Genomic DNA, 25,563 nt, shown 5'->3' with positions numbered 1-25,563 from the left:
CAGGGAAGGTCTCATTGCAGGGGGCGCTTATGACCGTCGACACGCACAGCTTTGGCGATTCTTCTCTCTCGGCCACGGTAGCTGCGAAAGGGGCGGAGTTGGAGCGCCTCCACGTGGAGGGGCCCGATGGCCGTCCCTTGCTCTGGAATGCGGGGCCGGCCTGGCCGCGCCACGCGCCGGTGCTGTTTCCGATCGTCGGGCGTTTGCCGGAGGATCGGGCGGAGCTGGACGGCGCGCCGGTTCATCTGACCCAGCACGGCTTTGCGCGCGATCGTGTGTTTCGCTGGCTGGAACGGACCGAAACCGGCTGCATGCTGGAACTGGCGGACGACGCCGAGACCCGCGCTCTCTTTCCCCGCGCGTTCTCCTTGCGGATTCGCTACACGATCGAGAACGGCGCGCTGTCCGTGCGCTACATCGTCCGGAATCCGGATGCCGAACGGACGTTGCCCGCGAGTCTGGGTGCGCATCCTGCCTTCTGCTGGCCGCAGCAGCCGGGCGCGAGCCGGGAGGGGCATCGTCTCGTCTTCTCGCGCGAGGAAACCGGACCGCTGCGCCGCGTGACGGGTGGGCTGCTGGACCCGGCGCTCTTTCCCAACCCGGTCGAGGGGCGCACGCTCGTGCTCGCCGATGCGTTGTTCGAGGCGGATGCGCTGATCTTCGCGCCCGTCGCGAGCGGCGGCGTGCGCTTTCTCGATCAGTCAGGCCGGGGCATCGAGGTGAGTTGGGACGGGTTTCCCGATCTCGGCGTCTGGACGAAGCCTGGCGCGGGATTCCTCTGCATCGAGCCCTGGCACGGCACGGCCGCGCCGGAGGGGTTCGACGGGAATTTCGCAACGAAGTCGGGGCTGTTCCACTTGCCGCCGGGCGGGAGTTTCCATGCGGGCTGGACGGTACGGCCCGTCTGACGCGCCGCCCTGACGCGCCGATATCGCGTCGGGGGCCGTTCGGGTTCCGGCGAGGGCGGAACCTGTGCTAGTCTGCCTCTCCTGTCGTATGCCGTCTGAAAACGGTATGTTTCGTTGTAAAAACTGGACCCGCCTTTGACCGATTTGAACGATCCGAAAGACCCGCTCGACCACCTGCCGGTGACGATCGAGGAGGAGATGCGCTCCTCCTATCTCGCCTATGCGATGTCGGTCATCGTCTCCCGCGCCCTGCCGGATGTAAGGGACGGTCTCAAACCCGTTCACCGCCGCATTCTTTACGCGATGCGCGAGAGCGGCTTCACCGCGGACAAGCCCTATCGCAAATCGGCCCGCGCGGTCGGTGACGTCATGGGTAAATACCACCCTCATGGCGACTCATCGATCTATGACGCAATGGTCCGCATGGCGCAGCCGTGGTCCATGCGGGTGCCACTCATCGACGGGCAGGGCAATTTCGGCTCGGTGGACGGGGACAGCCCGGCGGCCATGCGCTACACCGAGGCGCGGCTGGCGAAATCGGCCTCCTTCCTGCTCGACGACATCGACCGCGGCACCGTCGATTTCCAGCCGAATTACGACGAGAGCGAGGATGAGCCCCGCGTCCTGCCCGCCGCCTTTCCGAATCTGCTGGTCAACGGCGCGTCCGGCATCGCCGTCGGCATGGCGACGAACATTCCCACGCATAATCCCGGCGAGATCATCGACGCGACGCTGGCGATGATCGCCGATCCCGAGATCACGCTGGACGAACTGATGAAGATCGTCCCCGGGCCGGATTTCCCGACGGGCGGCATCATCATGGGGCGGCGCGGCATCCGTCTGGCCTTCGAGACGGGGCGCGGCTCCATTCCCGTCCGCGCGCGCGCCGAGATCGAGGATATCCGCAAGGACCGCAAGGCGATCGTCGTCACGGAAATTCCCTATCAGGTGAACAAGGCGACGTTGCAGGAGAAGATCGCCGATCTCGTCCGCGCCAAGGAGATCGAGGGGATTTCCGACATCCGCGACGAGTCCGACCGCTCCGGGATGCGGATCGTCATCGAACTCAAGCGCGACGCCACGCCGGATGTGGTGCTCAACCAGCTTTATCGCTTCACGCAATTGCAGACCTCCTTCGCCGTCAACTGCCTTGCGCTGGATGACGGGCGACCGCGCACCATGGGGCTGCGCGACGTGCTGGAGGCGTTCATCCGCTTCCGCGAGGAGGTGATCCTCCGCCGGGCGCGCTTCGATCTCAACAAGGCGCGCGATCGCGGGCACCTGCTGGTCGGGCTCGTGCTGGCCGTCGCGAATATCGACGAGGTGATCGCGCTGATCCGCGCGGCGCCGGACGCCGCCGCCGCGCGCGAGGCGCTGATGACGCGCCAGTGGAACGCCGCCGACGTCGTTCCGCTGCTGGCGCTGATCCATGACGAGGGCAATGTCGTCGAGGACGGGAAGGTCCGTCTCACCGAGGCGCAGGCGCGCGGCATTCTGGAACTCCGCCTCCAGCGTCTTACCGGGCTGGAGCGCGAGAAAATCCAGGCCGAACTCGACGAGGTGGCGGCGAAGATCAACGACTTGCTGGAGATCATCGGCAGCCATGTCCGCCGCATGGAGGTGATGCGCGAGGAACTGACCGCCGTTCGCGCCGCGTTGACCTCGCCGCGCATGACGGAGATTTCCGACGCGCTCGGCGACCAGTCGGACGAAAGTCTGGTCGAGCCGGGGCAGATGGTCGTCACCATCACGCGCGACGGTTTCATCAAGCGGACGCCGCTCGATATCTTCCGCGCGCAGAATCGCGGCGGGCGCGGCCGGACGGCCGCCGGGCGGCGGGGGGACGATGTGGTCGTCCGCAGTTTCAACGCCCATACCCATCAATGGGTGTTGTTCTTCTCCTCCGGCGGCAAGGCCTATCGCGAGAAGGTCTGGCGTCTCCCGGAGGCGAGCCCGACCGCCAAGGGGCGCGCGCTGGTCAATCTCCTGCCGGAGCTGGGCGCCGATTCGATCACCGCCGTGCTGCCCCTGCCGCAGGACGAGACGTTGTGGGAGCCGCTGCACCTCGTCTTCGCCACCGCCAGCGGCAATGTCCGCCGCAATCGGCTGAGCGATTTCCGCAATATCCGCGCATCCGGCCTCATCGCCATGAAGCTGGACGAGGGGGACCGGCTGATCGGCGTCGCGACCTGTCGCGAGGGGCAGGACGTGTTCCTCGCCACGAGAAAGGCGCGCTGCGTCCGATTCCAGATCACCGACGACACGTTGCGTGTCTTCGCCGGGCGGGACAGTTCCGGCGTGCGCGGCATCAGGTTGCAGCCGGGGGATGAGGTGAACTCGCTCTGCGTGCTCAACCATGTGGATGCGACGGTCGAGGAGCGGGCCGCCTATCTCAAGGCGGCGAACGCCAAGCGTCGCGCGCTGCAACAGGACGAGGAGACGGAGGAGCCCGAAGAGGAACTCGCCGAGGATTCCGAGGCCGTAGCGACGGTCGGCGATCTCGCGCCGGAGCGATTCGAGGAGATGGAGCGGCAGGAGGAAATCCTGCTGACCGTCACGGATGCGGGGTTCGGCCGGCGGTCCTCGGCGTATGATTATCGCGTGAGCGGGCGCGGGGGCCTCGGCATCGCCAACATGACCCTGGCCAATCCCCGCCGGGGGAAAGAGGTCGTCGCGACACTTCCGGTGCTGGAGGGAGAGGATATCATGATGGTCACGGATGTCGGCAGGCTGGTCCGCACGCCTGTCGGGCAGATTCGCGTCATGGCGCGTCAGGCCAGCGGCGTGACTCTTTGCCGCGTGGGAGATGAGGAGCGCGTCGCCGCCGTCTTCCCGGTCATGGAATCGGAAGGCGAGGAGGGGGATGACGATGTCGCCGCGCCGGACGATCCGACTCCCGCCGACAGCGCCGGGGAGTGATCCGATGTGCGTCGGCTTCTATCCGGGGACGTTCGATCCGGTCACTCTGGGCCATCTCGACGTCATCAGCCGGGCGACCGGGATTTTCACGCGGCTGATCGTCGGGGTCGCCGACAATGAAGCCAAGAACCCGCTCCTCAGTCTCGACGAGCGTGTCGCCTGTTTGCGCCGGGAGGTCGCGGATCTGCCCGGCGCCGACCGGATCGAGGTCGTCGGCTTCACGACGCTGCTGATCGACACGGTGCGGCATTACGGCGCGTCATGCGTGGTGCGTGGATTGCGCTCGGCGGGGGATTTCGAATTCGAGGCCCAGCTTTCCGGCGCCAATCGCCGGCTGGCGCCGGAGATCGAGACCGTCTTTCTGCTCGCCAGCGAGGCGCATCGCTGCACTGCGTCGCGTCTGGTGAAGGAAATCGCCCGTCTCGGCGGCGATATCAGTGGCTTCGTTCCCGAATACACCGCGCGACTCGTCTTGTCGAAACTGCATAATCGGACGACATAGGGAACCGGAAGGGCACGGCCTCCCGCCGCGCCTGACAGATAAGGTTCTTTCCGATGACCGAGACCTCCGACCGTCTGGTGATGAAGCTCAAGACGGGCGACGTTGTGATCCAGCTTCGCCCGGATATCGCCCCGTTGGCCGCAGAGCGCCTGCGCAGCCTGTCTGAACAGGGGTTCTATGACGGGGTGAAATTCCATCGCGTCATCGAGGGCTTCATGGCTCAGGGTGGTGATCCCACCGGCACCGGCACGGGCGGCAGCGACCTGCCGGATCTGAAGGCCGAATTCACACGCGAGGCGAAGTTCGAGCGCGGGACGATCGGCATGGCGCGCACCATGAATCCGAACTCGGCCAACAGCCAGTTCTTCATCATGTTCCAGCCCTCTCCGCATCTCGACGGCCAGTACACGATCGTAGGTCAGGTTGTCGAAGGCATGGAGCATGTCGATCAGATCAAGCGCGGCGCCGGCTCCTCCGGCACGGTGAAGGAGCCCGACACCATCATCTCCATGCGTCCCGCGGCCTGAGCGGCGCTTTTTGGTCTGCGTCTGCCGGAGGGCGGTTGACGTTCCCCGGCAGACACGGTAGCGGAGCGCCTGCGCTGAACCGGTAGCTCAGTCGGTAGAGCATTCGACTTTTAATCGAATGGTCGAGGGTTCGAGTCCCTCCCGGTTCACCAGATGCATGATTCTCCGTAAGAGCTTCAGTCTTTGGGGGAAAATCCGTTCCCCTTGCCCGCGCGAACGTCCCGTCCGGGCAGATCGGGGTGGCCTGAAAGTCCTCCCACGCGCCATCCGTCGGAGTGATGGGCGTCACCGGCCAAATTTGAGGGTGACGACCCAAGATTTCCCATACATAATTCAGCGCGTCGTTCCTCTGAAGGTTGCTCGATATCATGTCTCGTAACGCCCCTGTCTCAGGGACTTCCGGCTTGCAGACTATCATACCCGTCATTCTGTCCGGCGGGTCCGGGAGTCGTCTCTGGCCGATCTCGCGGAGCAGTTTCCCCAAGCAGTTCTGGCCGTTGCTCTCCGAGCAGACGCTGCTTCAGGACACGGCCTTGCGCGGCGTGGCGGCCGGGCTGGATGCGCCGATCGTCATCTGCAATGAGGCGCATCGCTTCATTATCGCGGAGCAGTTGCGAGAAATCGGCGTCACCGGCGCGCGGATCGTGCTTGAGCCCTGCGCGCGCAATTCCGCGCCCGCCATCGCGGCGGCGGCCTTTCTCGTCGCCGAACAGAATCCGGACGCGATTTTATGGGTCATGGCCGCGGATGCCGCGATTCAGGAGCAGAAGCTTCTGATGGACGCGCTGGCCTCGGCCACGCAAGCCGCCGCCAAAGGGTATATCGCGACCTTCGGCATCAAACCCACCAAGCCGGAAACGGGGTACGGCTACATCGAACGCGGCGCTGAAGTGGCGGATGTGCCGGACGTCTTCCATGTGTCGCAGTTCCTCGAAAAACCCGATGCACTCCGCGCGGCCGAACTCGTGCGGGATGAACGCTTTTCATGGAATTCCGGGATGTTCGTCGCCCGCGCGGACGTCCTGCTCAGCGAGATCGAGACCTTCGAGCGGGAGGTTTATGGCTGCGTTCAGGACGCGGTCAAAAATCGCGTCACGGATCATGATTTCGAGCGTCTGTCATCGGACGCCTTCAGCAAGTCCCCCAATATTTCCATCGACTATGCCGTGGCCGAGCGCACGAAACTCGCGGTCGTCGTTCCCGCCTCTTTCGGCTGGTCCGATATCGGGAGCTGGGATGCGCTCTGGGAACTGACGCCCAAGGATGCGGACGGCAACGCCATATTCGGCGATGTCTTCCTCGATTGCGCGAAGAATTGTTACGTGCGCTCGGACGGGATCGTCGCAACCGTTGCCGGCGTCGAAGATCTGATCGTGATCGTGACCGGCGACGCCGTCATGGTGTCCCATCGGGATCGGGCGCAGGACGTCAAGAAAATGGTCGCCCGTCTCACGGCGGCGGGACGGCCGGAAGCCATCAATCACAACCGCATGTATCGTCCGTGGGGCTTTTACGAAGGTCTCACGCAGGGGGATCGCTTTCAGGTGAAGCGTATCCATGTGGACCCGGGACAGAAATTGTCGCTCCAGAAGCACTTCCACCGGGCCGAACATTGGGTCGTGGTCGCCGGCACGGCTATCGTCACGCGGGATACGGAAAACATTCTGGTGCGTGAGAACGAGAGCATCTATCTGCCGCTCGGGATCATCCATCGTCTTGAAAATCCGGGGAAAATCCCTCTGACCATCATCGAGGTCCAGTCAGGGCCTTATCTGGGCGAAGACGATATCGTTCGCCTCGAGGATGTCTACGCGAGGTAGCAGGTGGGAGATTGATCTCCAGATGTCCGGCATGGCCGGGGTATGACAGGAGGCGGTCAGATCGAGCGATCTGACTGATCGCTCTCGAAAAGGATGCAGTAGAACACCGGTCGGCGCGTCAATCCTCCGCCGCGCGCCGCGTCAGCACCTCGCGCTTGCCGACATGGTTGGCGGCGCTGACGATGCCTTGCTTTTCCATTTCCTCGATGATCTTCGCGGCACGGTTATAGCCGATGGAAAGATGCCGCTGGATGAAGGAGGTCGAGGCCTTGCCCTCGCGGGTGACGAGATCCACGGCCTGATCGAACAGGCTGGTCTCGGCGTCGTAGCCACCGTTCATGCCGTTGCCGGAGGCGGAGCCGCGGGAGCCGTCGTCCTCCTCCTCCATGCCGGAGACAACATCGTCATTATAGACCGGCTCGCCCTTCGAGCGCAGATCGCGCACCACGTCCTCGACTTCCGCATCGGCGACGAAGGGGCCGTGGACGCGGGTGATGCGGCCGCCGCCTTGCATGAAGAGCATGTCGCCCTGGCCGAGAAGTTGCTCGGCGCCCTGCTCGCCGAGAATGGTGCGGCTGTCGAACTTGCTGATGACCTGGAAGGAAATGCGCGTCGGGAAATTGGCCTTGATGGTGCCGGTGATGACATCGACCGAGGGCCGCTGCGTGGCCATGATGACATGGATGCCGGCGGCGCGGGCCTTCTGGGCGAGGCGCTGGACGGCGGCCTCGATTTCCTTGCCCGCCACCATCATGAGATCCGCCATCTCGTCGATGACCACGACGATGAAGGGCATGGACTCGAGGTTGATCTGCTGTTCCTCGAAGACGGGACGGCCCGTCTCGGGGTCGAAGCCGGTCTGGACGCGGCGGGTCAGCAATTCGCCCGCGCCGCGGGCCTCGCGCACGCGGTCGTTATATCCGGCGATGTTGCGGACCTGGAGATGGGCCATGACGCGGTAGCGGCGGTCCATCTCGCGCACGGTCCATTTCAGCGCGGCGACGGCCTTGTTCGGTTCGGTGACGACCGGGGTGAGCAGATGCGGGATGCCGTCATAGATCGAGAGTTCGAGGATCTTCGGGTCGATCATGATCAGGCGGCACTCTTCCGGCGAGAGGCGGAAGAGCAGCGAAAGGATCATGGCGTTGACGCCGACCGACTTGCCCGAACCTGTCGTCCCCGCGATCAGCAGATGCGGCATCCGCGCGAGATCGGCGTAGATCGGCGCGCCGGCGATGTCCTTGCCCAGCGCGAGCGGGAGCGCGCCGGGCGTCTGTGTCCAGAGCGGGGCGGCGAGGAGGTCCGAGAAATAGACCGTCTCGCGCCGGGCGTTCGGCACTTCAATGCCGATCACGTTGCGGCCGGGCACGGTGGCGATGCGCACGCTGAGAACGGAGAGCGAGCGGGCGATGTCGTCGGCGAGGCCGATGACACGGGCGGAGCGGATGCCGGGAGCAGGTTCGAATTCATAGAGCGTGACGACCGGACCGGCATGGATGTCGCCGATCTGGCCCTGCACGCTGTAATCTCCCAGAACCTGTTCGAGCAGCCGGGCATTGGCTTGCAGCACCTCGTTGGACGGTCCGGTATAGGCGGCGGCGGGCGGTTGTTTCAGCAGGCCCAGCGCGGGGAATGTCCAAGGGGAGGCGTCCCAGCCTGGGCGCCGGGCGTGTCCGGAAGAGGTGGAGCGCGGTTCCGAGGTTTTTTCGGCGGTCGATTCGCCACGGAAGATGCCGAACAGGCCGCGCTTGAACATGCCGACCGGCTCGGCCGGGGCCGGATTCTCCGCTGCGTCCGGCACGGTCAGGGCCGTGGACCCGACGGAAGATTGGTGCGGTGCGTCGTGCTCCGGCGCGCGGTCGCGAGCGATGCGTGCGAGTTGATCCGCGTACGGATTGGCCGGAGCGGGTTCGGCCGGGCGCAGGGCAGGCGGCGTGTAGGCCTGTTCCTCGTCCTGTCCGGGAGGTTGGAGCCAGCCGGTATTGGGAGGGGTGAAGGGACGGTTGCGCGCCGCGGAGGGGCGATCGACGATGGGGGCGACCTGCGCCTCGTAAGCGCGCCAGTCCGGCTCGGCGGCGGGTTTGCCGCGTGCGCGAGCGACGAGCCGATGCGGCTGACGGAGAAGGATCGCGGCGATGCGGCCGAGGAAACGCCATTCGCGCCGCGATAGGCCCATGGCCAGAGGGATGAGCAGGAGGGTGAGGAAGAGGACCAGAAGCGGACCGATGACGCTGCCGCCCTTGCCGAGGGCGGCGTGTCCGGCGGCGACGGCGCGCTGGGCGAGGGACAGGCCGATCTGCCCGCCGAATCCGGCCCGCGAAGGCCAGGTGGTGGCGAAGCTCGGGACGAGCACCTGGATCGCGGAGAAGGTGGCGGCGCAGGCCGGGAGCAATCCGCCGAAGGCGACGATGCGCAGGAACGGCGCCGAGAGCGTATGGGTGCGGACGATCTGCCAGGCCCAGGCGACGAGCACGACGACCGGCACCGCCGAGGCGAGGCCGAGCCACTGGACGAGGAAATCCGAGAGGGACGCGCCGACCTGCCCGAGCAGATTCGACGGGGGTGTCTCGGAGGAGGTGTTGAAGGACGGGTCGAGCGGATTGTAGCTCCACAACGCCACACAGATGACGAAGGCGAGAGCGAGCAGGACCAGCCCCCCAAGTTCGGCGAAGCGCGCGCGCAGGGCGCTGCGCAGGGCCGGGGAAGCTGTCCCCGCAGTGGTCAGGCGGCTGAACGAGGCCAAGCGATACGATCCTGTTATGTGATCCGCCCTGTCATGCGACCCGCCGGCGGCGACGGGGGCGGTGTTGGATTCCTTCCTGAACTATAATGACGAAGTGATTAACAAAAAAGGAAAGTTTCCGGAGAAAAGGAGTCGCGCCGCCGTCCGGGCCTGCGGTTGGCGGTGTAACGAATGATTTCGACGCTAGCGGGAGGAATATGGTGATTTGATGGTCAGGCGGCGCGCCAGAGGGTGACGAGCGCCGCACCGAATCGCCGCGTGGCGAGCGGGTCCGGCGCGGGAGACGGCGCATCCGCGGCGGTTTCGGCGATGAGGAGCGTGCCTTGCGCGATCCAGCCTTCGCGCGTCAGCCCGTCGAGCGCGGCGGGGATCAGGCCGTCCGCGTAAGGCGGGTCGAGGAAGACGATGCCGCAGGGGGCGACGGCGCGGGGCGGATGGGCGGCATCGGCCTTGAGCAGGCGGGTGCGGGTTTCGTAGCGGGCGGCGCCGATATTCGCGGCGATGGCGGCGCGGGCGGCGGCGTTGGTGTCGAAGAACGTGGCGAAGGCCGCGCCGCGCGAGAGCGCTTCGAGCCCCAGCGCGCCGGTCCCGGCGAAGGCGTCGAGCACATGCGCGCCGTCGAGCAGGGCGCGACCGCCCCAGGGCGCGTGCAGCAGCATGTCGAACAGCGCCTGACGGGCGCGGTCGGCGGTGGGACGGGTCGCGTTTCCGGCCGGAGCGCGAAGGGTGAGGCCGCGCCGCTCGCCGCCGACGATCCGCATGGACTCAGCTTCGGCGCGGGCGGGGCGGCGTGGTGCCGGACAGGCCGGGAATCTGGTCGCGGAGGATCTTGGGCGCGACTTCCTCCAGTTCCCGCTTCTTCAGCGTGCCGAGGGAAAAGGGGCCGTAGGCGAGGCGGATCAGGCGGCTGACATGCAGGTTCAGCCCGGCCATGACGCGGCGGATCTCGCGGTTCTTGCCTTCGCGCAGCGAGACGGTGAGCCATGCATTGTCACCCTTGCGGGAGTCGAGCCCGGCCTCGATGGGGCCGTAGGTCACGCCGTCGAAGGTCGAGCCGCGCGCGAGATCGGCCAGGCGCTTCTCGTCCACCACACCGAAGACGCGGACGCGGTAGCGGCGCAGCCACGCATTGGAAGGGAGTTCGAGGCGGCGGGCGAGTTCGCCGTCATTGGTCAGCAGCAGGAGCCCTTCGGAATTCACGTCCAGCCGCCCGACGCTGACCACGCGGGGCATGCCCTCCGGCAGGGAATCGAACACGGTGGGACGGCCCTGCGGATCGCGATGGGTGGTCATGAGGCCGTCGGGCTTGTGATAGCGCCAGAGCCGGGTGCGCTCCGGCGCGTTCACCGGCTTGCCGTCCACCAACACGATGTCGCCGGGGGTGACGAAGCTGGCGGGGTGGGTGACGGGCGCGCCGTTCAGGCGGATGCGCCCCTCCTCGATCATGCGTTCGACATCGCGGCGGCTGGCCGTTCCGGCGCGGGCGAGCCATTTGGCGATGCGTTCGCCCCGCGCCATGTCGGGCGTGTCGTTTTCGGCGGCGGGTTCGGTCTCGGCGGGGTCGTGCTCTTCACTCATGGGCGGGAGGTAGCATTTTTGCGGGGAGATGAGAAACTGGAAGGGGCCGGACGGTCTCCGTCCCGCGCTTCCGCCTGCGTTCATCTTCGGCGGGGGGATACCCCGTGCTGCGTGGCTCGGCTTCAGATCGTCGCGAGGTTTCCGCGATATGGTCCTTGTGAGGATGGATTATCCTTCACATTTTCACAATTGATATAATTGTGAAAATGTGAGATGACAGTTCAACGAGATCGTGAAGGCGTGTTGCTGCCTTGTCTCTCATTGAATGGAGTCCTGCCGGCTCATGACCCGCGCGGTGCGTTTCAGCCGTTTTGCTCTCCGCCTGCTTTCCATTGGAGGCGGGGCGGTCAGTCGGGCGTCGCTCGTGGCGTCGCTCGTGGCGTCGGTGAAGGGCGGGCGCTTCTTCTTTCTGCCGATCATATTAAATAGTTTATGTAAATATGACTGTCTCGGCGCGGCTTCCCTCTGGCTTTGCGCGCGCCGCGCGCCGTTGCGGGCGTGACGTCATGCGCACTGATGCCCGCCCCCGGGAGATCGGAAAAAAACTCGCGGCCCGCATTTCGAAGGAGCGTGCGGCGCTCGCCCTCGCCGTCATCTTGCGAACTCTTGGGGAATTGCTGTTTTGCGGGGCGCTCGCCGTGCTCGGGCATGTGACCGCCGATCTCGCGTTTCGTCCGGGCGCCAACGTCTGGGCGGAGAGACGGGCGCTGGGCATATTCGCGGGGCTGGTGGGGCTGTATTGGACCTGCGTCACGGGGGGAGAAGCGTTCAGCCGCCGCGCCGCCGCCGCCGCCGTGCTCGCGCTCCGGCGGGAAATGGCGGAGAAGCTGGTGCGGCTCGGCCCCTCGGGAGCGGATCGCTCGGCGCGGGGAGAGATCGCGGCGTTATTCACGAGCGCGGCGGAGGCGCTGGGGCCGTATTTCCGGACATGGATTCCGAATGCGGCGGCGATGGCCCTTGTGCCGGTCTGTCTGATCGTGGCGATGGCGCCCATCGACTGGGTGACGGCGACGGTCCTGCTGTTCTGCGGCCCGCTCGTGCCGCTTTTCATGGTGATCGTCGGGTATCGCGCCCAGGCGGTGATGGACCGTCAATGGCGGGAGATGTTCACGCTTTCGGCGGCGCTGCTCGACCGGCTTCAGGGGCTGGGCATGCTCGAACTGTTCGGGCGCGTGCGGGAGGAGATGCGCGCGCTCCGCATACTGAGCGCGCGGCATCGCGTCCTGAGCCTCGCGGTCATGCGGATCGGCTTCCTGACTTCCGCGGTGCTGGAGTTCTTCTCCAGCCTGTCCATCGCGATGGTGGCGGTGTTCCTTGCCGCCCGTCTGCTGCATGGCGGGATCGGCTTCGAGCGGGCCTTCATCGCACTGCTCATCGTGCCGCGCTTCTTCGCGCCGCTGCGGGAATTTTCCGCGAGTTACCATACGCGGATGAACGCGCTTTCGGCTTATGAGCGCATCGGACAGTTCCTCGACCTGCCGGAAACCATGCCCTGCGCGCAGGCGGCCACGCGGCTGCCGGACACGCCGGTGACGCGGCTGGACTGCGCGGGATTCGCCGTGCGGCGGGGCGCGGGGGAGGCGTTCGCGCCCGTCAATGCCGCCTTTCCGCGTGGGACGCTGACAGTGGTGACGGGCCGGAGCGGGGCGGGGAAGACCACGTTGCTGAGGGGGCTGCTCGGTTTCGTTCCGGTCAGCCGCGGCGTCCTCGTGATCAACGGGACGCAGCTCGTGGAGGGCGGCCTGGTTCAGGCGATCCCGCGCCGTCTCGCCTGGCTGCCGCAGCGTCCGCATCTCATGCCGGGCTCCGTTCTCGACGCCCTTCGTCAGGCCGTGCCGGATGCGAGTGTCCAGGCGATGCGGGAGGCCTTGCGGGCGGCCCGGGTGCTGGAAGAGATCGAGGCCATGCCGGACGGGCTCGACACGCAGGTCGGCGACCGGGGGGAGGCGCTCTCGGGCGGGCAGGCGCAGCGCGTGGCGCTGGCGCGCGCGCTTCTGCGTCGACCTGACGTGCTGCTTCTCGACGAGCCGACGGCGCATGTGGACGCGCAGAGCGCCGCGCTGATCGCGGACATGCTCTTGGCTTTTCGCACGGACCGGATCATCATCGTGGCGACTCATGACGAGGCCCTGATCGCGCGGGCGGATCATCGGGTCGATCTCGATGCGGCGCCCGAATCGCGAGAAGGCGTGTCGCAAGCGGCGGCGGCCCGGGAGGCGACGGGCGCATGACCACGCGCGATTTTCTCGGGCGTCTCGGCCGTCCTTTCGCCGGTCTGATCGGGGCGGGGCTGGGGCTGGCCGTTCTCGCGGCGTTGAGCAACTGGCTGTTGCTCGCGGTGGCGGGGTGGTTCCTGGCGGCGACGGCGGTGGCGGGGCTAGGTTCCGCCGCAGTGCAGGCGAGCTTCAACATCGTCCTGCCTGCGGCGTGTGTCCGGTTGCTGGCGATGACGCGCATCCTCGCCCGCTATGGCGAGCGTCTGGTCACCCATGATCTGGCGCTGCGTCAGAGCGGGCTGGTCCAGAGCTGGCTGTTCGGGCGGATCGCGCGGATCGGGTCGGTCCGGATGGCGGCCTATCGGGGGGGCGATCTCCTGCATCGCTGCGTCAGCGACAGCGACGCGATCGGGCGTGGCTGGCTCGATGTCGTGATGCCGCTGGCGGTCGCTTGCGTCATGGCAATCGCGGGACTTGCCGCGGCGTCGGCCTTCGACGCGAGGTGCGCGCTGCTTCTCGCAGTCGCGCTGCTCGGCATGGGGGTTGTCTGGCCCGTTTGCCTGCTGCGCCGCCAGTCCGGCGACACTGAGCGGCTGGAAGCCCTGCGGATCGAGGATCAGGCGGCGCTGGTCGCGCTGCTGGACGGGTTCGAGACGCTGCTGATCGAACGCGGCGGGGAGGCGCTTGCGGCGGAGATCACGGGGCGCGCCGCGCAGGCGCAGGGTTGCGCCGACCGTATCGCCGGGCGTCAGACCCTGCATGGAACGATGGTCGTTTGCGTGGCGGCATTGACGGCAATGGGCGTGGCGCTGCTGGGCAGCGCGACATTCCATGCTGGGGCGGGAACAGGGGCAGCGTTCCTGCCGATGCTCGCGCTCGGCGCGCTGGCGGTGTTTGATCCGCTCATTCCCGTCGGTGCGTCATGCGCGGCGCTGGTTCGCCTGCGGCTGGCGGTCGCGCGGCTCTCGGGGATGGAAACTCCCGCCGCGACGCCGGAAACGGATCGTGCGATCGCCGTGCCGGAGACGATCGCGCTGGACCATGTCACGGTGCGTCATGCGGAGCAGGGCGACGCGGTGCTGTCCGGCGCGTCGTTCGTGCTGCGTCGGGAGGAGCCCACCGTGCTCACCGGCCCGAGCGGGAGCGGCAAGAGCACGGTGCTGGCGACGCTCATGGGGCAGATCGTGCCGGATCAGGGCGCGGTTCTCCTCGACGGGCATGACGCGGCCGGGTGCGACACGCGGGCGCGGGCGTCCGTCGTCGCCGCCGTGCCGCAGCGCACGCACCTCTTTCACGACACGCTGCGCGCGAACATGCGGCTGGCGGTTCCCGAGGCGGAGGACGACGCCATATGGGAGGCGCTCCACGCCGCTCAACTCGGGCCGCTCGTCCGATCCTGGCCCGAGGGGCTGGACACGTTATTGGGCGCGGCGGGGCCGGGCGAGGCGGGAGTCCGTCTCTCGGGCGGCGAGTCGCGCCGTCTGGCCGTCGCGCAGGCATTGCTGCGGCGCAAACCCTGGCTCGTTCTCGACGAGGCGACGGTCGGGCTCGATGCGGACACGGAACGGCGCGTGCTGGACGCGCTGGACACGTTGCCGTGGCATCCCGGCATTTTTCATCTCGCGCATCGGAGCGCCGTGCAGGCTCGCGCGTTTCACGTGCTGAGACTGGAGAATGGATCGATCGCTCCCGTCAGGCCGCCCTAGGCAGGAAGGCTTTCACATGGTTTCCCGAACGTATTTTCCCCTCCCCGGATTACCTACCCTATCCGTCATCAACAGGATCTCAATCTGATGGAACCGATCAGTTCGGAGGTCGTGGATCTCTCCCGGCTCCAGTTCGCCGTCACGGCGCTCTATCACTTCATGTTCGTGCCCCTCACCCTGGGGCTGACCTTCATGCTTGCCGCGATGGAGACGGTCTATGTCGTCACCGGGCGGAAGATCTACAAGGACATGGCCCAGTTCTGGGGCAAGCTGTTCGGCATCAACTTCGCCCTGGGCGTCGCGACCGGCATCACCATGGAATTCGAGTTCGGCACGAACTGGTCGATGTATTCCCGTTTCTTCGGGGACATGTTCGGCACGCCGCTCGCCATCGAGGGGCTCATGGCCTTCTTCATGGAATCGACCTTCGTCGGGCTGATGTTCTTCGGATGGGACCGGCTCAGCAAGCCCGCCCATCTGGCGGTCACGTATCTCGTGGCGCTGGGCTCCAATCTTTCGGCGCTGTGGATTCTCGTCGCCAATGCCAGCATGAACGTGCCGCAGGGCACGCATTTCGACCCCGAGACGATGCGGATGCAGTTCGACAGCATCGTGCAGGTGATCTTCAATCCCGACGCGCAGGCGAAATTCGTCCATACCTCCGTCGCTGGGTATGTGTGCGCCTCCATGCTGGTCATGGGCATAAGCGCCTTCTACATCCTGCGCGGACGGCACAAGGCCTTCGCCGCGCGCTCCTTCCGCATGGCGGCGCTGTTCGGCATCATCTCGACGGTCGCGGTCATCACGCTGGGCGACGTGCTCGGGCGGCTGGTCTACGAGCATCAGCCGACGAAGCTCGCGGCGATGGAAGGGGTGTGGCGGACGACGAAACCGCCTTATGAGCCCTGGCTGGCCTTCGCCATCCCCGATGACGCAAAGCAGGAAAACGATCTCGAAATCGGCATTCCTTTTGTTCTCACGCCGCTGGTGACGCACAGCTTCACGGCGCCGATCACGGGCATGAAGGAGCTGGAGGATCAGGCCGGACCGCGCATCAGCTCGGGCATCGCGGCGCTGACCGCCCTCAAGGCGTGGCGCGCCAGCGGTTCGGCGAGCGATCTGGCGGCGTTCAACGCGCACAAGGCCGATATGGGGTATGGTTTCCTCGCCGCGCGCCACGCGCCGGGCCAGGATGTGACCGCCATTCCCGCCGGCCAGCTCGACACGGTCGTGAACGAGACCAAGCCGGACATCCTGCCCAATGTGTTCGTCACCTTCTGGGCGTTCCGGATCATGGTCTTTCTGTCGCTGTGGTTCTTCGCAGTGTTCGCGTTCGGCTCCTATGTCAGCCTGAAGAACCGGCTGGAACGCAATCCGCTGCTGCTGAAACTCTGCCTCTGGTCGATCCCGCTGCCGATCCTGGCGACGGAGTTCGGCTGGATCACCGCGGAGGCCGGTCGTCAGCCCTGGACGGTGTTCGACCTGCTGCCGACCTATCTTTCCGCCTCGACGCACAGTGTCGGCTACATGCTGTTCTCGCTGGCGGGATTTGCGTTGATCTACTCGATCTTCATCGCCGCCGAACTGTATCTGATGTTCAAGTTCGCGCGTCTCGGCCCCGAGGAGCATGGCGCTCATGCGCGTCATGACGATCCCGGCCATGAGGACGGCCTCGTCGTCGCCCTCGGCGAATGACGTTCCCGCCCCGCCACCCATCCGGACGAAATGGTACCGATCATGGATAGCTATACGATACTCAAATTCTTCTGGGCCGCGATCCTCGGCATCCTGTTCATGGGGCTCGGGATCATGGTCGGCATGGACATGGGCGTCGGCACGCTGCTGCGCTTCGTGGGCCGCAATGACGGCGAGCGCCGGACGGCGCTGAACATCATCGGGCCGCACTGGGACGGCAATCAGGTGTGGTTCATCCTCGGGGGCGGCGCGATCTTCGCGGCCTTCCCGACATTGTACGCCACCTCCTTTTCCGTCTTCTACGTCGTGATGATCCTGCTGTTGTTCAGCATGATTCTCCGCCCGGTGGCGTTCGAATACCGCTCCAAGGTGGAGAGTTCGCGCTGGCGGGCGAGTTGGGACTGGGCTTTCCTGATCTCGGGCGCGTTTCCGATGTTCGTCTATGGCGCGGCGTTCGGCAACGTGATGGAAGGCGTCGGCTATCACTTCAGCTGGACCGGCCAGTATTATCAGGATGAATCCTTCCTCTCCTATCTCCTCAATCCCTTCGCCATTCTCTGCGGGCTGATGTCGGTCGCGCTCAGCGTCTATCAGGGCGGCGCGATGCTGATGCTGCGCGCCGAGGAGCCGATCTATGGCCGTGCGCAACGTTATGCGGTCTGGGGCGGCTGGACGGCGGCCGTGCTCTTCGCGCTGGGCGGTGTGTGGATCAGCCGGATGAGCGGATACGTGCTCGTCAGCGGCGGGGCGTCCGGCATGGCGCCCGATCCGATCCGCGGACAGCATGTCGCGCGGGTGGCGGGCGGATGGCTGGCCCATTTCTCCGCGCATCCGGCGCTCTGGATCGTCCCGCTGGGCGGTCTGGCCTGCATGATCGTCGGTCCGCTGGTGCTGCGCGCCAACCGGCCCGCCCTCGGCTGGTGGATCGGCGCGGGATCGTGGATCGCGACGATCAAGACCGTCGGCATCGCGATGTTCCCCTTCCTGATGCCGTCCTCGACCACGCCGGACCAGAGCCTGACGATCTGGAATTCCTGCGCCAGCGCCTATGGCCTGACCTGCATGCTCGTGCTGGCCGCCATCTTCGTGCCGATCATCCTGAGCTACACCTCGTGGTGCTATTACGTCATGCGCGGCAAGGTGCGCACGGCGGATATCGTCAACGACACCCACAGCTATTGAGGATATGCGCCATGCGCCTTCCCACCCTTCTGGGCCTTGCGCTCACCCTCGTCGTGGCTCTTCTGTTCGCCGTCTTCGTCGGCGATCAGGGGCCGTGGTATTTCGCCTGGGTCATCGGCACCGTCATGATCGTCCTCATTTCCGGGGCGGGCGCCGTGCTCATGGATGCCCAGAACGAACAGAATCCGAGTGAGGAGGTCTGACCATGCTCGGCGATCTCGAACGCTATATCTTCTTTATTCCGTTTCTTTATCTGACGTTCTACGTCACGGCTTTTCTTTTGGCCCGCCGCCTTTTCCCCTGAGATGATCAATCGGCGGATCGTTTCTCCGCCGCTTGCGTCGCATCCAGCCAGCCTTGCAGCATGTAGGCGGCGGCGACCTTGTCCACGACTTCGGCGCGGCGCTTGCGGGTCAGGTCCATCTCGGTGATCAGGAAGCGGTTCACGGCGCTCGAGGAGAGTCGCTCGTCCCAGAGGCAGGCGGGAAGGGCGAGGCGCTCGGCCAGGTCGCCCGCCCAGTCCTGCGCCGCGCGTGCGGCGGGGCCGAAGCTGCCGTCCAACCCGAGGGGCAGGCCGCAGACCAGCGCGCCGATTTCCTCCGCCCTGACGATGGTGGCGAATTCCTCCAGCATCGCGCCCATCTTGCGCCGCGCCAGCCCGCGATAGGGCGAGGCGAGGGTGAGCGAGGCGTCGCTGAGGGCGAGGCCGACGATCTTCGATCCCGGATCGAGACCGAGAACGCGCCTGCCGGGCGGGAGGGCGGCGCGCAGGGCGTGTGGATTGAACAGAACCATAGGAAAGGCTTATGATCCCGCCTCGTCCTGCGAGCCAGGAGTTTCTTCGTCCCGCCGTGTCCGCGTCGCGGAGCGCTGCGGGGAAAACAATGACGACACGGTGGCGGAGCGCGGCTTCGCCCTCGTCCAACAATCAGGAAAGCTGCCAGTTTCATGTCTCTGGACACGCGCACGGTCAGGCGTATCGCCAAGCTGGCCCGGATCGGCATCGACGATGCCGAAGCCGAAGGGCTGGCCCGGGAACTCGGGGGAATTCTGGGTTGGGTGGAACAACTCGACGAGGTGGAAATCGCCGGTGTGCCGCCGATGATCGGCACCGGCCTCGCGGCGCCCCGGGCGCGCGAGGACGTGGTGACGGATGGTACGGTCACGGGCGGGGCGTGCCGCGAGGCGGTGCTGTCCAACGCGCCGGATCGCGTCGAGGCGTTCTTCACCGTTCCCAAGGTGGTTGAATAATGGCCGGGATGACACTGGCGTCGGCGCGCAAGGCGCTGGAAGCGCGCAAGATTTCCGCCGTCGAGTTGGTTGAGGCGCATATCGGGGCCGTCGACTCGCTGGACGGGCAGCTCAACGCCTTCATCACCACCAGCTTCGACCGGGCCCGCGCCGCGGCGCGGGCTGCGGATGAGCGCATCGCGAAAGGGGAGGCGGGGCTGCTGGAAGGGCTTCCGCTCGGGATCAAGGATCTCTTTTGCACGGAGGGCGTGCGGACGACGGCGGCGAGCAACATCCTGCGCGATTTCGTCCCGCCCTATGAAAGTACGGTGACGGCGAACCTGCTGAAGCAGGGCGCGGTCTTTCTCGGCAAGCTCAATCTCGACGAATTCGCGATGGGCTCGACGAATCTCACCTCCGCTTTCGGTGGGGTGACGAATCCCTGGCGACGCGAGGGCTCCGACGCGAAGCTGGTGCCGGGCGGTTCCTCCGGCGGGTCCGCGGCGGCGGTGGCCGCGGGGCTGGTGCTGGGCGCGACGGGCACGGATACGGGCGGTTCGATCCGCCAGCCCGCCGCCTATTGCGGCGTCGCGGGGGTGAAGCCGACCTACGGGCGGTGCTCGCGCTTCGGCGTGATCGCCTTCGCCTCCTCGCTCGATCAGGCCGGGCCGATGGCGCGGACGCTGGAAGATTGCGCGCTGATGCTGGAGGCGATGGCCGGATTCGATCCCAAGGACAGCACCTCCGTCGATCGTCCGGTTCCGCGCTATACGGAGGCGCTTGAGCGAGGTGTGCGGGGGCTGAAGGTCGGTATTCCGAAGGAGTACCGCGTCGACGGCATGCCGCCCGAGATCGACGCGCTCTGGGAGCAGGGCATTGCCTGGTTGCGGGAGGCGGGGGCCGAGCCGGTGGAGGTGTCGCTGCCGCATACGAAATACGGCTTGCCGACCTATTACATCGCGGCACTGGCGGAGGCATCGTCCAATCTCGCGCGGTATGACGGCGTCCGGTTCGGCGCGCGCGTGCCGGGGGCGTCGCTCGACGCACTCTATGAGGCGACGCGGCGGGAGGGGTTCGGCGAGGAGGTGCGGCGGCGTATCCTGATGGGCACCTATGTGCTGTCCTCGGGCTATTACGACGCCTATTACCTCCGCGCGCAGAAGGTGCGGACGAGGATTCAGCATGATTTCCTCGCGGCGTTCGAGAAAGTGGACGTGCTGCTGACGCCGACGGCGCCGTCCGCCGCCTTTGCGTGGGACGAAAAGCCGGACGATCCGGTGCAGGTCTATCTCAACGATGTGTTCACCGTTCCGGCCAGTCTGGCGGGCGCGCCCGCTCTGTCGCTGCCGGCGGGGCTGGACCGGCAGGGACTGCCGCTGGGACTGCAACTGATCGGCCGGTATTTCGACGAGGAGACGCTGTTCGCTGCCGGGCGCGTCATGGAAAAGGCGGCGGGCTTCACCCATCGTCCCGCCATTGTCGCGGAGGGGCTGGCATGAGCTACGTCATCGAGGGACGCACCGGCGCGTGGGAGATCGTTGTCGGGCTTGAGGTTCATGCGCAGGTGATCAGCAATGCCAAGCTGTTTTCCGGCGCGTCGGCGGCTTATGGCGGGGAGCCGAACACGCATGTCAGCCTGATCGATGCCGGGTTTCCGGGAATGCTGCCGGTTCTCAACCATGAATGCGTGGCGCAGGCCGTCCGCACCGGGCTGGGGCTGAATGCCACGATCCATCTGGAAAGCCGGTTCGACCGCAAGAATTATTTCTATGCCGATCTGCCGCAGGGCTATCAGATCAGCCAGTTCGCGCATCCCATCGTGGGCGAGGGGAAGGTGTTGATCGACCTCGCCGACGGCGGCCAGCGCGAGATCGGCATTACCCGCCTGCATCTGGAGCAGGATGCGGGCAAATCGATGCATGATCAGGACCCGACGCGCTCCTTCATCGACCTCAACCGCGCGGGCGTGGCGTTGATGGAGATCGTCAGCGAGCCGGATATCCGCTCGCCGGAAGAGGCGGGGGCGTATCTGCGCAAGCTGCGTCAGATTCTGCGTTATATCGGCACGTGCGACGGCAATATGGAGGAAGGCTCCATGCGGGCGGATGTGAACGTCTCCGTCCGCAAGGCAGGGGAGGCGTACCGCACGCGCTGCGAGATCAAGAACGTCAACTCCATTCGCTTCGTCATGCAGGCGATCGAGGTCGAGGCGGCGCGGCAGGTGGAGATCTGGGAGTCCGGCGGCGTCGTCGATCAGGAGACACGGCTCTTCGATTCCGCGCGGGGGGAGACTCGCTCCCTGCGAACGAAGGAGGACGCGCATGATTATCGCTATTTCCCTGACCCGGATCTGCTGCCGCTGGTGATCTCGCGTGACTGGGTGGAGGCGCTCAAGGCCGCGCTGCCGGAGTTGCCGGAGGCCAAGCGGCTGAGGCTGGAGGCTGAATATGGCGTGTCCCGCTATGAATCGGGCGTGCTGACGGCTGAGCAGGCGGTGGCCGATTTCTATGAGGAGGTTGCAAAGGCGTCGGACCCGAAGCTGGCCGTCAACTGGATGCTCGGCGACTTCTTCGCCGCGCTCAACCGGACGGGCAAGTCGATCGATGAGAGTCCGGTCAGCGCCGCGGGGCTCAGCGAACTGCTCGCCCTGATCAAGGATGCGACCATCAACGGCAAGATCGCCAAGGACGTGCTTGAGGCGATGGTCGAGACGGGCGAGAGCGCGGCGGAAATCGTCGAACGCAAGGGATTGCGTCAGGTCACGGATACCGGCGCGATCGAAGGCGCCATCCGCGACATTCTCGCGGCGAACGCCGACAAGGTGGCGGAATACAAATCCGGGAAGGAGAAGCTTTTCGGCTTTTTCGTCGGGCAGACGATGAAGGCGATGAAGGGTAAGGGCAATCCCGCGATGGTCAACGATCTGTTGGCCAGACTTCTCGCCGAATAAGAAAAAATCGCAATGTAGGGGGTTTGACGGCGCTGCCGTTCCCCCCTACAAGCAGGCCTGCAAACGCCGTGTAACAACAGCGTCCCTCAAGGCGGAGGGGTGGCCGAGTGGCTGAAGGCGGCGGTTTGCTAAACCGTTGTACACTGTCAAGGTGTACCGTGGGTTCGAATCCCATCCCCTCCGCCAATTTCTCCATATAAACCAACAAGTTAAGAAGTCGGATTCCCGGCTGTTCCGGCTCTGTTCGGGGGCTTTTACGGACTTTCGTCGGCCTTTTTTGCGACAATTTGCGACAATCGCTAAAATTATCCCCAGAGACGAACGGGGTTCGTTCGTGTGGGGATGCAGAGATGGCAAAGCACGAGAAGACGAAAGAGCCTGGGATTTACCGTCGTGGCCCAGGCCAATACGAGGTCAAAATCCGACGCAAGGGGGTCGCCGCCAGCCGAACCTTCGACAGTTTTGCCGAGGCCGTCCAATTCAAGAACGAGACGGTCAGCAAGATCGACGGGAACACCTATGTTGACCAGACCAGGGAGCGGGAAACCTCGCTCTCGGATGTCATCGACCTGTATCTCAAGCAGGTAACTCCGACCAAGCGAGGCGCCGTTCAGGAGGCGAATCGCCTTCAGGCGTGGAAGAAAGAGGTCATCGCGGCCTATCCCATCATCTCTGTGGAGATCAGTGACATCGTCGCGTGGCGTGACCGCCGGGTCAGCGATGGCAAGGCCCCCTCGACCATCTATAATTCCCTGAATCTCCTGTCCTCCGTGTTCAAATGGGCGCGGCAGCATGGATACAAGGTCGATAACCCATGCGAAGGCGTCTCCCGGCCAAAGCCGAACGAAGGGCGATGTGTCGATCTGACTGACGAAAATGAAGCGAAGCTACTGACCGCCTGTGAGAAGGGGCCGGGCTGGCTCGTCTGGTTCGTGAAGATCGCCATGTTCACCGCTATGCGCCAGGGCGAGATTCGGGCCTTGAAGTGGAAGGATGTCCACGACACCCATATCCACATTCCCCGATCCAAGAATGGCTCTGCCCGCGATGTGCCGCTTACGCTTGCCGCGTCGGTCTGCGTTCAGGAGATGCGGAAGGCTCTGCCCCGCCGGTTGGATGGATGGGTCTTTGGCGACCCGGATGCCTCACCCGAAGACGGCGGATGCACAACGACTATGGTTCAGAACAATTACCGCGCCGCGACACGCCGGGCCGGGCTTGCTGGCGAACTGACCTTCCACGACCTGCGCCATGTGGGATGCACCCGTTTGGCTCCACTCCATCGTGACTGCTTCGAACTGGCCAAGACCACCGGGCATAAAGACCCGCGCATGCTGATGCGGTATTACAATCCAAGCATCGTCGATCGCGTCGCCCAGATCAGGGCCAGAGAAAGGGCGCTGGCGATGGGGTGATGTCATGGCTATTTTGGCAGGTTATGAAGAGTAACGAAGAGCGTTTCGGGAGTTGCGGCCCTTGGCATCCAGATCGAAGAAAAAGAATAATCACTTCGTCCCTCGGAGCTATCTGCGACGGTTTCGCTCAGGGAGTGATCGGGAGATTTCGCTCTTTAATATAAAGTCTGAAAAAACGATAACGTCAGCACCAATGAAGTCGCAATGTTCGCGTGATTATTTCTATACAAAAAACCCGATATTTGAGGACGAGTTTGCCAAAATTGAGGGTAGGCAGAAAATTCTTCTCGATGAGATACTTTCTTCTCGGAGTGTCCCTCAGCAGGGGTCTCGTCGTCGAAGCGAGTTGTCGAGTGGAATAATGTTTCAAGCGGGGCGGACCGCTTCTGCCGTCGTGCGGGCCGACCACCTGACCAATCAATTCGGAAAATCCTTACTCCGCCATCATTTTGAGCGAGAGGGAAAGGTGGACCTACTGGAATATCTGCCAAAGGTTGAAATTTCGACGGTAGATGCTGTGATGGACTCCATTGGCCAGCATTTATTGATGGGGCCACTAATTGATGATTTGGATTGCACGCTACTCCTTAACGAGACTTCTGAAGATTTCCTGACGAGCGATCATCCAATTGTTCTATGCAATAGCTTGCCTGGTATCAGAGCATCTGATCGCAATCTTGGTTTCGCATCTCCGGGATTGATAATCCTGTATCCAATATCCCCGAGGGCAATCTTATTTCTAAGCGATCCCAAAGCCTACATGGTTGACAAGCAGGCTGGAAGAACATCGCTGCGCCGGGAACAGGATGTTGTTAACCTGAATTTGGCGCAGTTTGGTAACGCATACGAGAACGTCTATTTTTCGAATGCAGCGAACGTTCAACGAACCCTGGATCAGTTCCGAGAGCAATCTGATGTCGTCAGAATTGCGCGCCCAGAGGTATTGGAAACCGAATTCAATTTATCTGACGGTCGCCGTCGTATCCTTTTGCATATGCCCGTAGAGACGCGGAGGCAGCGTTTGCCGCGTGCTGTTCAGATCAGATATTCGTTCAGGAGGCGAAGTCACAAGGAAGAAGATATTCTAGCGCGGGATGCTTGGCGGGTTTCGATGGTAAATGAAACGCTAGTCCATTTTAACAAACGTCGCGAGAAGGCGACAAGAGAAGCGAAGAGCAAGGCGAAGGAAAATCTCGGAGAATGATGAGCTTGGCTAGGGTTCTCGTGTGCCAACAGGGACTTCATGACTGCCTATAATGTCGGATGAGTCGCAACACACTGTACGGCGCCGATCGTCAAGGCTCTCCTGTCCTCATTTTTACGAGCCAATGTCTTCAGAAATATACGGGCTATTCACGCCTGGCTCCGTGAAGTAATGTCGCGAATGCAAACTTGGCGAGAATAAAGTATATCAACATGTGTAAGCATATTTTTGCAACGAAATCCAAAGGTCCGGTGACAATTGATGTTTTGTCCGAAAATCAGGTGGATATATACGATGCATCTGGTGCATCAATTGGACAATTTTCATTTAAATTGGTTAGAGAGCCCAGTTCGCGTGGCGACGATGACGATGAGTATTTGTATCTGACTCACATGAATATCGTTTCTGACTATAAAAGGCAGGGAATTGGCGAAGAGTGTTTAAGGAAGGCGCAGTTTGAGCATGGCGGCAACGGAATCCTTGCTGCCGATGACGACGGCACGACCCGAGAAAACGGAAGTCATTTAGTTGAGGATGGCCCAGGTTTTATCGCCGCAATGCGAAAGAAGGGTGTTATCCTTCGATAAAGAATTTGCGCCGCAAGATCCTTTTTAGATTCACTACCGTAGCAGGCGAGACCCCGACCATCTCCGCCACTTGACGCAATGTCATGCCGCGCCCTTCCTCTGACACCAGAATAGCCTCGACCTCGACCCGGCGTCCGGTAGCCGTCCTGGTCTTGCGCCGGCGGGGTTTGGGTGCTGCATCATGGTGAGCTTTGGCTCCAGCATTACCCCGATTCCTGATTTGAGGGGCATTCATGGGGCCAAGGTTGGAGACGTGGCGCCTACGACGGCGATCAAGCGCGGTCCAGTCCGGCCACGTAAAGGGCGCACGAGCGTTGCGGCGGTAATAGCCGTGAGCGTCCTGGCTGTGGCGACTGTGGCCGCTTGGCTAATCATCGCCAC

The 25,563-nt window shown here is 64.2% G+C and carries 21 protein-coding genes and 2 tRNA genes; 19 read left to right on the top strand and 4 right to left on the bottom strand.

Going from position 1 to position 25,563, the window contains the following annotated elements; genetic code table 11:
* Positions 1-29 precede the first annotated feature (29 nt).
* The 6 genes from EDC31_RS02100 to EDC31_RS02075 all read left to right on the top strand — a co-directional run bounded on the left by EDC31_RS02100 (position 30) and on the right by EDC31_RS02075 (position 6,676).
* Entirely contained in the window at positions 30-908 is an 879-nt protein-coding gene (locus EDC31_RS02100; RefSeq protein ID WP_042056776.1) for an aldose 1-epimerase family protein, read from the top strand.
* Positions 909-1,043: 135 nt separating this feature from the next.
* The gene (gyrA, locus tag EDC31_RS02095) at positions 1,044-3,827 is read left to right on the top strand and encodes a DNA gyrase subunit A (RefSeq protein ID WP_042056725.1); all 2,784 of its coding nucleotides are present in this window, start codon (positions 1,044-1,046) and stop codon (positions 3,825-3,827) included.
* Positions 3,828-3,831: 4 nt separating this feature from the next.
* Positions 3,832-4,329 carry a pantetheine-phosphate adenylyltransferase gene (coaD, locus tag EDC31_RS02090; protein ID WP_042056777.1) on the top strand — a complete coding sequence of 166 codons (498 nt, stop codon included), beginning with the start codon at positions 3,832-3,834 and terminating at the stop codon, positions 4,327-4,329.
* Positions 4,330-4,382: 53 nt separating this feature from the next.
* A complete protein-coding gene (locus EDC31_RS02085) occupies positions 4,383-4,856 on the top strand; it encodes a peptidylprolyl isomerase (protein ID WP_042056726.1) in 474 nt (157 codons plus the stop codon).
* Positions 4,857-4,932: 76 nt separating this feature from the next.
* A tRNA-Lys gene (locus tag EDC31_RS02080) sits at positions 4,933-5,008 on the top strand.
* A 216-nt stretch (positions 5,009-5,224) separates the two neighbouring features.
* The gene (locus tag EDC31_RS02075; RefSeq protein WP_042056778.1) at positions 5,225-6,676 is read left to right on the top strand and encodes a mannose-1-phosphate guanylyltransferase/mannose-6-phosphate isomerase; all 1,452 of its coding nucleotides are present in this window, start codon (positions 5,225-5,227) and stop codon (positions 6,674-6,676) included.
* Between the two features lie 118 nt (positions 6,677-6,794).
* Here EDC31_RS02075 and EDC31_RS02070 read toward each other — a convergent pair whose 3' ends face one another.
* From EDC31_RS02070 to EDC31_RS02060, 3 genes are all read right to left on the bottom strand, one after another.
* Entirely contained in the window at positions 6,795-9,419 is a 2,625-nt protein-coding gene (locus EDC31_RS02070) for a DNA translocase FtsK (protein WP_042056727.1), read from the bottom strand.
* A gap of 212 nt (positions 9,420-9,631) precedes the next feature.
* Complete coding sequence (locus EDC31_RS02065) at positions 9,632-10,180, bottom strand: RsmD family RNA methyltransferase (protein ID WP_042056729.1); 549 nt, start codon at positions 10,178-10,180, stop codon at positions 9,632-9,634.
* A 4-nt stretch (positions 10,181-10,184) separates the two neighbouring features.
* Entirely contained in the window at positions 10,185-10,937 is a 753-nt protein-coding gene (locus EDC31_RS02060; protein ID WP_239641568.1) for a pseudouridine synthase, read from the bottom strand.
* Between the two features lie 343 nt (positions 10,938-11,280).
* Here EDC31_RS02060 and EDC31_RS17620 point away from each other — a divergent pair, with 343 nt between their 5' ends.
* The 6 genes from EDC31_RS17620 to EDC31_RS02035 all read left to right on the top strand — a co-directional run bounded on the left by EDC31_RS17620 (position 11,281) and on the right by EDC31_RS02035 (position 17,999).
* A complete protein-coding gene (locus EDC31_RS17620) occupies positions 11,281-11,499 on the top strand; it encodes a hypothetical protein (protein WP_148303891.1) in 219 nt (72 codons plus the stop codon).
* 4 nt (positions 11,500-11,503) lie between these two features.
* The gene (gene cydD / locus EDC31_RS02055; RefSeq protein ID WP_052511701.1) at positions 11,504-13,228 is read left to right on the top strand and encodes a thiol reductant ABC exporter subunit CydD; all 1,725 of its coding nucleotides are present in this window, start codon (positions 11,504-11,506) and stop codon (positions 13,226-13,228) included.
* Positions 13,225-14,919: an amino acid ABC transporter ATP-binding/permease protein gene (locus tag EDC31_RS02050; RefSeq protein WP_042056732.1), complete on the top strand. Its 1,695-nt coding sequence runs from the start codon at positions 13,225-13,227 to the stop codon at positions 14,917-14,919. Before cydD ends, EDC31_RS02050 begins: the two co-directional genes overlap by 4 nt.
* An 87-nt stretch (positions 14,920-15,006) precedes the next feature.
* Positions 15,007-16,614: a cytochrome ubiquinol oxidase subunit I gene (locus tag EDC31_RS02045; protein ID WP_042056734.1), complete on the top strand. Its 1,608-nt coding sequence runs from the start codon at positions 15,007-15,009 to the stop codon at positions 16,612-16,614.
* A 42-nt stretch (positions 16,615-16,656) separates the two neighbouring features.
* Positions 16,657-17,796: a cytochrome d ubiquinol oxidase subunit II gene (gene cydB / locus EDC31_RS02040; RefSeq protein ID WP_042056736.1), complete on the top strand. Its 1,140-nt coding sequence runs from the start codon at positions 16,657-16,659 to the stop codon at positions 17,794-17,796.
* An 11-nt stretch (positions 17,797-17,807) separates the two neighbouring features.
* Entirely contained in the window at positions 17,808-17,999 is a 192-nt protein-coding gene (locus tag EDC31_RS02035; protein ID WP_042056737.1) for a hypothetical protein, read from the top strand.
* 106 nt (positions 18,000-18,105) lie between these two features.
* Here the strand turns inward: EDC31_RS02035 and ruvX are convergent, their stop codons facing one another.
* Positions 18,106-18,591, bottom strand: a complete 486-nt coding sequence (gene ruvX, locus EDC31_RS02030) for a Holliday junction resolvase RuvX (protein WP_042056738.1) — start codon at positions 18,589-18,591, stop codon at positions 18,106-18,108.
* Between the two features lie 153 nt (positions 18,592-18,744).
* Between ruvX and gatC the strand changes: the two genes are divergently transcribed.
* The 7 genes from gatC to EDC31_RS01995 all read left to right on the top strand — a co-directional run bounded on the left by gatC (position 18,745) and on the right by EDC31_RS01995 (position 25,182).
* Entirely contained in the window at positions 18,745-19,047 is a 303-nt protein-coding gene (gene gatC / locus EDC31_RS02025) for an Asp-tRNA(Asn)/Glu-tRNA(Gln) amidotransferase subunit GatC (protein ID WP_042056740.1), read from the top strand.
* Positions 19,047-20,525 (top strand): Asp-tRNA(Asn)/Glu-tRNA(Gln) amidotransferase subunit GatA, encoded by a 1,479-nt coding sequence (gatA, locus tag EDC31_RS02020; RefSeq protein WP_042056741.1) that lies wholly within the window; start codon positions 19,047-19,049, stop codon positions 20,523-20,525. Before gatC ends, gatA begins: the two co-directional genes overlap by 1 nt.
* Positions 20,522-21,976 (top strand): Asp-tRNA(Asn)/Glu-tRNA(Gln) amidotransferase subunit GatB, encoded by a 1,455-nt coding sequence (gene gatB, locus EDC31_RS02015; protein WP_042056742.1) that lies wholly within the window; start codon positions 20,522-20,524, stop codon positions 21,974-21,976. Before gatA ends, gatB begins: the two co-directional genes overlap by 4 nt.
* Before the next feature lie 93 nt (positions 21,977-22,069).
* Positions 22,070-22,162 (top strand) — tRNA-Ser (locus EDC31_RS02010).
* Positions 22,163-22,326: 164 nt separating this feature from the next.
* Positions 22,327-23,391, top strand: coding sequence for a tyrosine-type recombinase/integrase (locus EDC31_RS02005; protein ID WP_042056743.1), 1,065 nt, complete (start codon positions 22,327-22,329; stop codon positions 23,389-23,391).
* 61 nt (positions 23,392-23,452) lie between these two features.
* Positions 23,453-24,595, top strand: a complete 1,143-nt coding sequence (locus tag EDC31_RS02000; protein ID WP_158310305.1) for a DUF4238 domain-containing protein — start codon at positions 23,453-23,455, stop codon at positions 24,593-24,595.
* 212 nt (positions 24,596-24,807) lie between these two features.
* Positions 24,808-25,182: a hypothetical protein gene (locus tag EDC31_RS01995; RefSeq protein ID WP_132126887.1), complete on the top strand. Its 375-nt coding sequence runs from the start codon at positions 24,808-24,810 to the stop codon at positions 25,180-25,182.
* The last annotated feature ends 381 nt before the right edge of the window (positions 25,183-25,563 follow it).

Source organism: Acidomonas methanolica (genome assembly GCF_004346035.1).
In the GTDB taxonomy this organism is placed as follows: Bacteria; Pseudomonadota; Alphaproteobacteria; order Acetobacterales; family Acetobacteraceae; genus Acidomonas; species Acidomonas methanolica.
Note: the sequence above shows the minus strand (reverse complement) of the source record. Positions and strands in the feature narration are given on the sequence as shown.

Coding starts and splice junctions, on each gene's coding strand:
- EDC31_RS02100 (WP_042056776.1), top strand. CDS start 30: ATGACCGTCGACACGCACAGCTTTGGCGATTCTTCTCTCTCGGCCACG.
- coaD (WP_042056777.1), top strand. CDS start 3,832: ATGTGCGTCGGCTTCTATCCGGGGACGTTCGATCCGGTCACTCTGGGC.
- EDC31_RS02085 (WP_042056726.1), top strand. CDS start 4,383: ATGACCGAGACCTCCGACCGTCTGGTGATGAAGCTCAAGACGGGCGAC.
- EDC31_RS02075 (WP_042056778.1), top strand. CDS start 5,225: ATGTCTCGTAACGCCCCTGTCTCAGGGACTTCCGGCTTGCAGACTATC.
- EDC31_RS02065 (WP_042056729.1), bottom strand. CDS start 10,180: ATGCGGATCGTCGGCGGCGAGCGGCGCGGCCTCACCCTTCGCGCTCCG.
- EDC31_RS02060 (WP_239641568.1), bottom strand. CDS start 10,937: ATGGCGCGGGGCGAACGCATCGCCAAATGGCTCGCCCGCGCCGGAACG.
- EDC31_RS17620 (WP_148303891.1), top strand. CDS start 11,281: ATGACCCGCGCGGTGCGTTTCAGCCGTTTTGCTCTCCGCCTGCTTTCC.
- cydD (WP_052511701.1), top strand. CDS start 11,504: ATGCGCACTGATGCCCGCCCCCGGGAGATCGGAAAAAAACTCGCGGCC.
- EDC31_RS02050 (WP_042056732.1), top strand. CDS start 13,225: ATGACCACGCGCGATTTTCTCGGGCGTCTCGGCCGTCCTTTCGCCGGT.
- EDC31_RS02045 (WP_042056734.1), top strand. CDS start 15,007: ATGGAACCGATCAGTTCGGAGGTCGTGGATCTCTCCCGGCTCCAGTTC.
- cydB (WP_042056736.1), top strand. CDS start 16,657: ATGGATAGCTATACGATACTCAAATTCTTCTGGGCCGCGATCCTCGGC.
- EDC31_RS02035 (WP_042056737.1), top strand. CDS start 17,808: ATGCGCCTTCCCACCCTTCTGGGCCTTGCGCTCACCCTCGTCGTGGCT.
- ruvX (WP_042056738.1), bottom strand. CDS start 18,591: ATGGTTCTGTTCAATCCACACGCCCTGCGCGCCGCCCTCCCGCCCGGC.
- gatC (WP_042056740.1), top strand. CDS start 18,745: ATGTCTCTGGACACGCGCACGGTCAGGCGTATCGCCAAGCTGGCCCGG.
- gatA (WP_042056741.1), top strand. CDS start 19,047: ATGGCCGGGATGACACTGGCGTCGGCGCGCAAGGCGCTGGAAGCGCGC.
- gatB (WP_042056742.1), top strand. CDS start 20,522: ATGAGCTACGTCATCGAGGGACGCACCGGCGCGTGGGAGATCGTTGTC.
- EDC31_RS02005 (WP_042056743.1), top strand. CDS start 22,327: ATGGCAAAGCACGAGAAGACGAAAGAGCCTGGGATTTACCGTCGTGGC.
- EDC31_RS01995 (WP_132126887.1), top strand. CDS start 24,808: ATGTGTAAGCATATTTTTGCAACGAAATCCAAAGGTCCGGTGACAATT.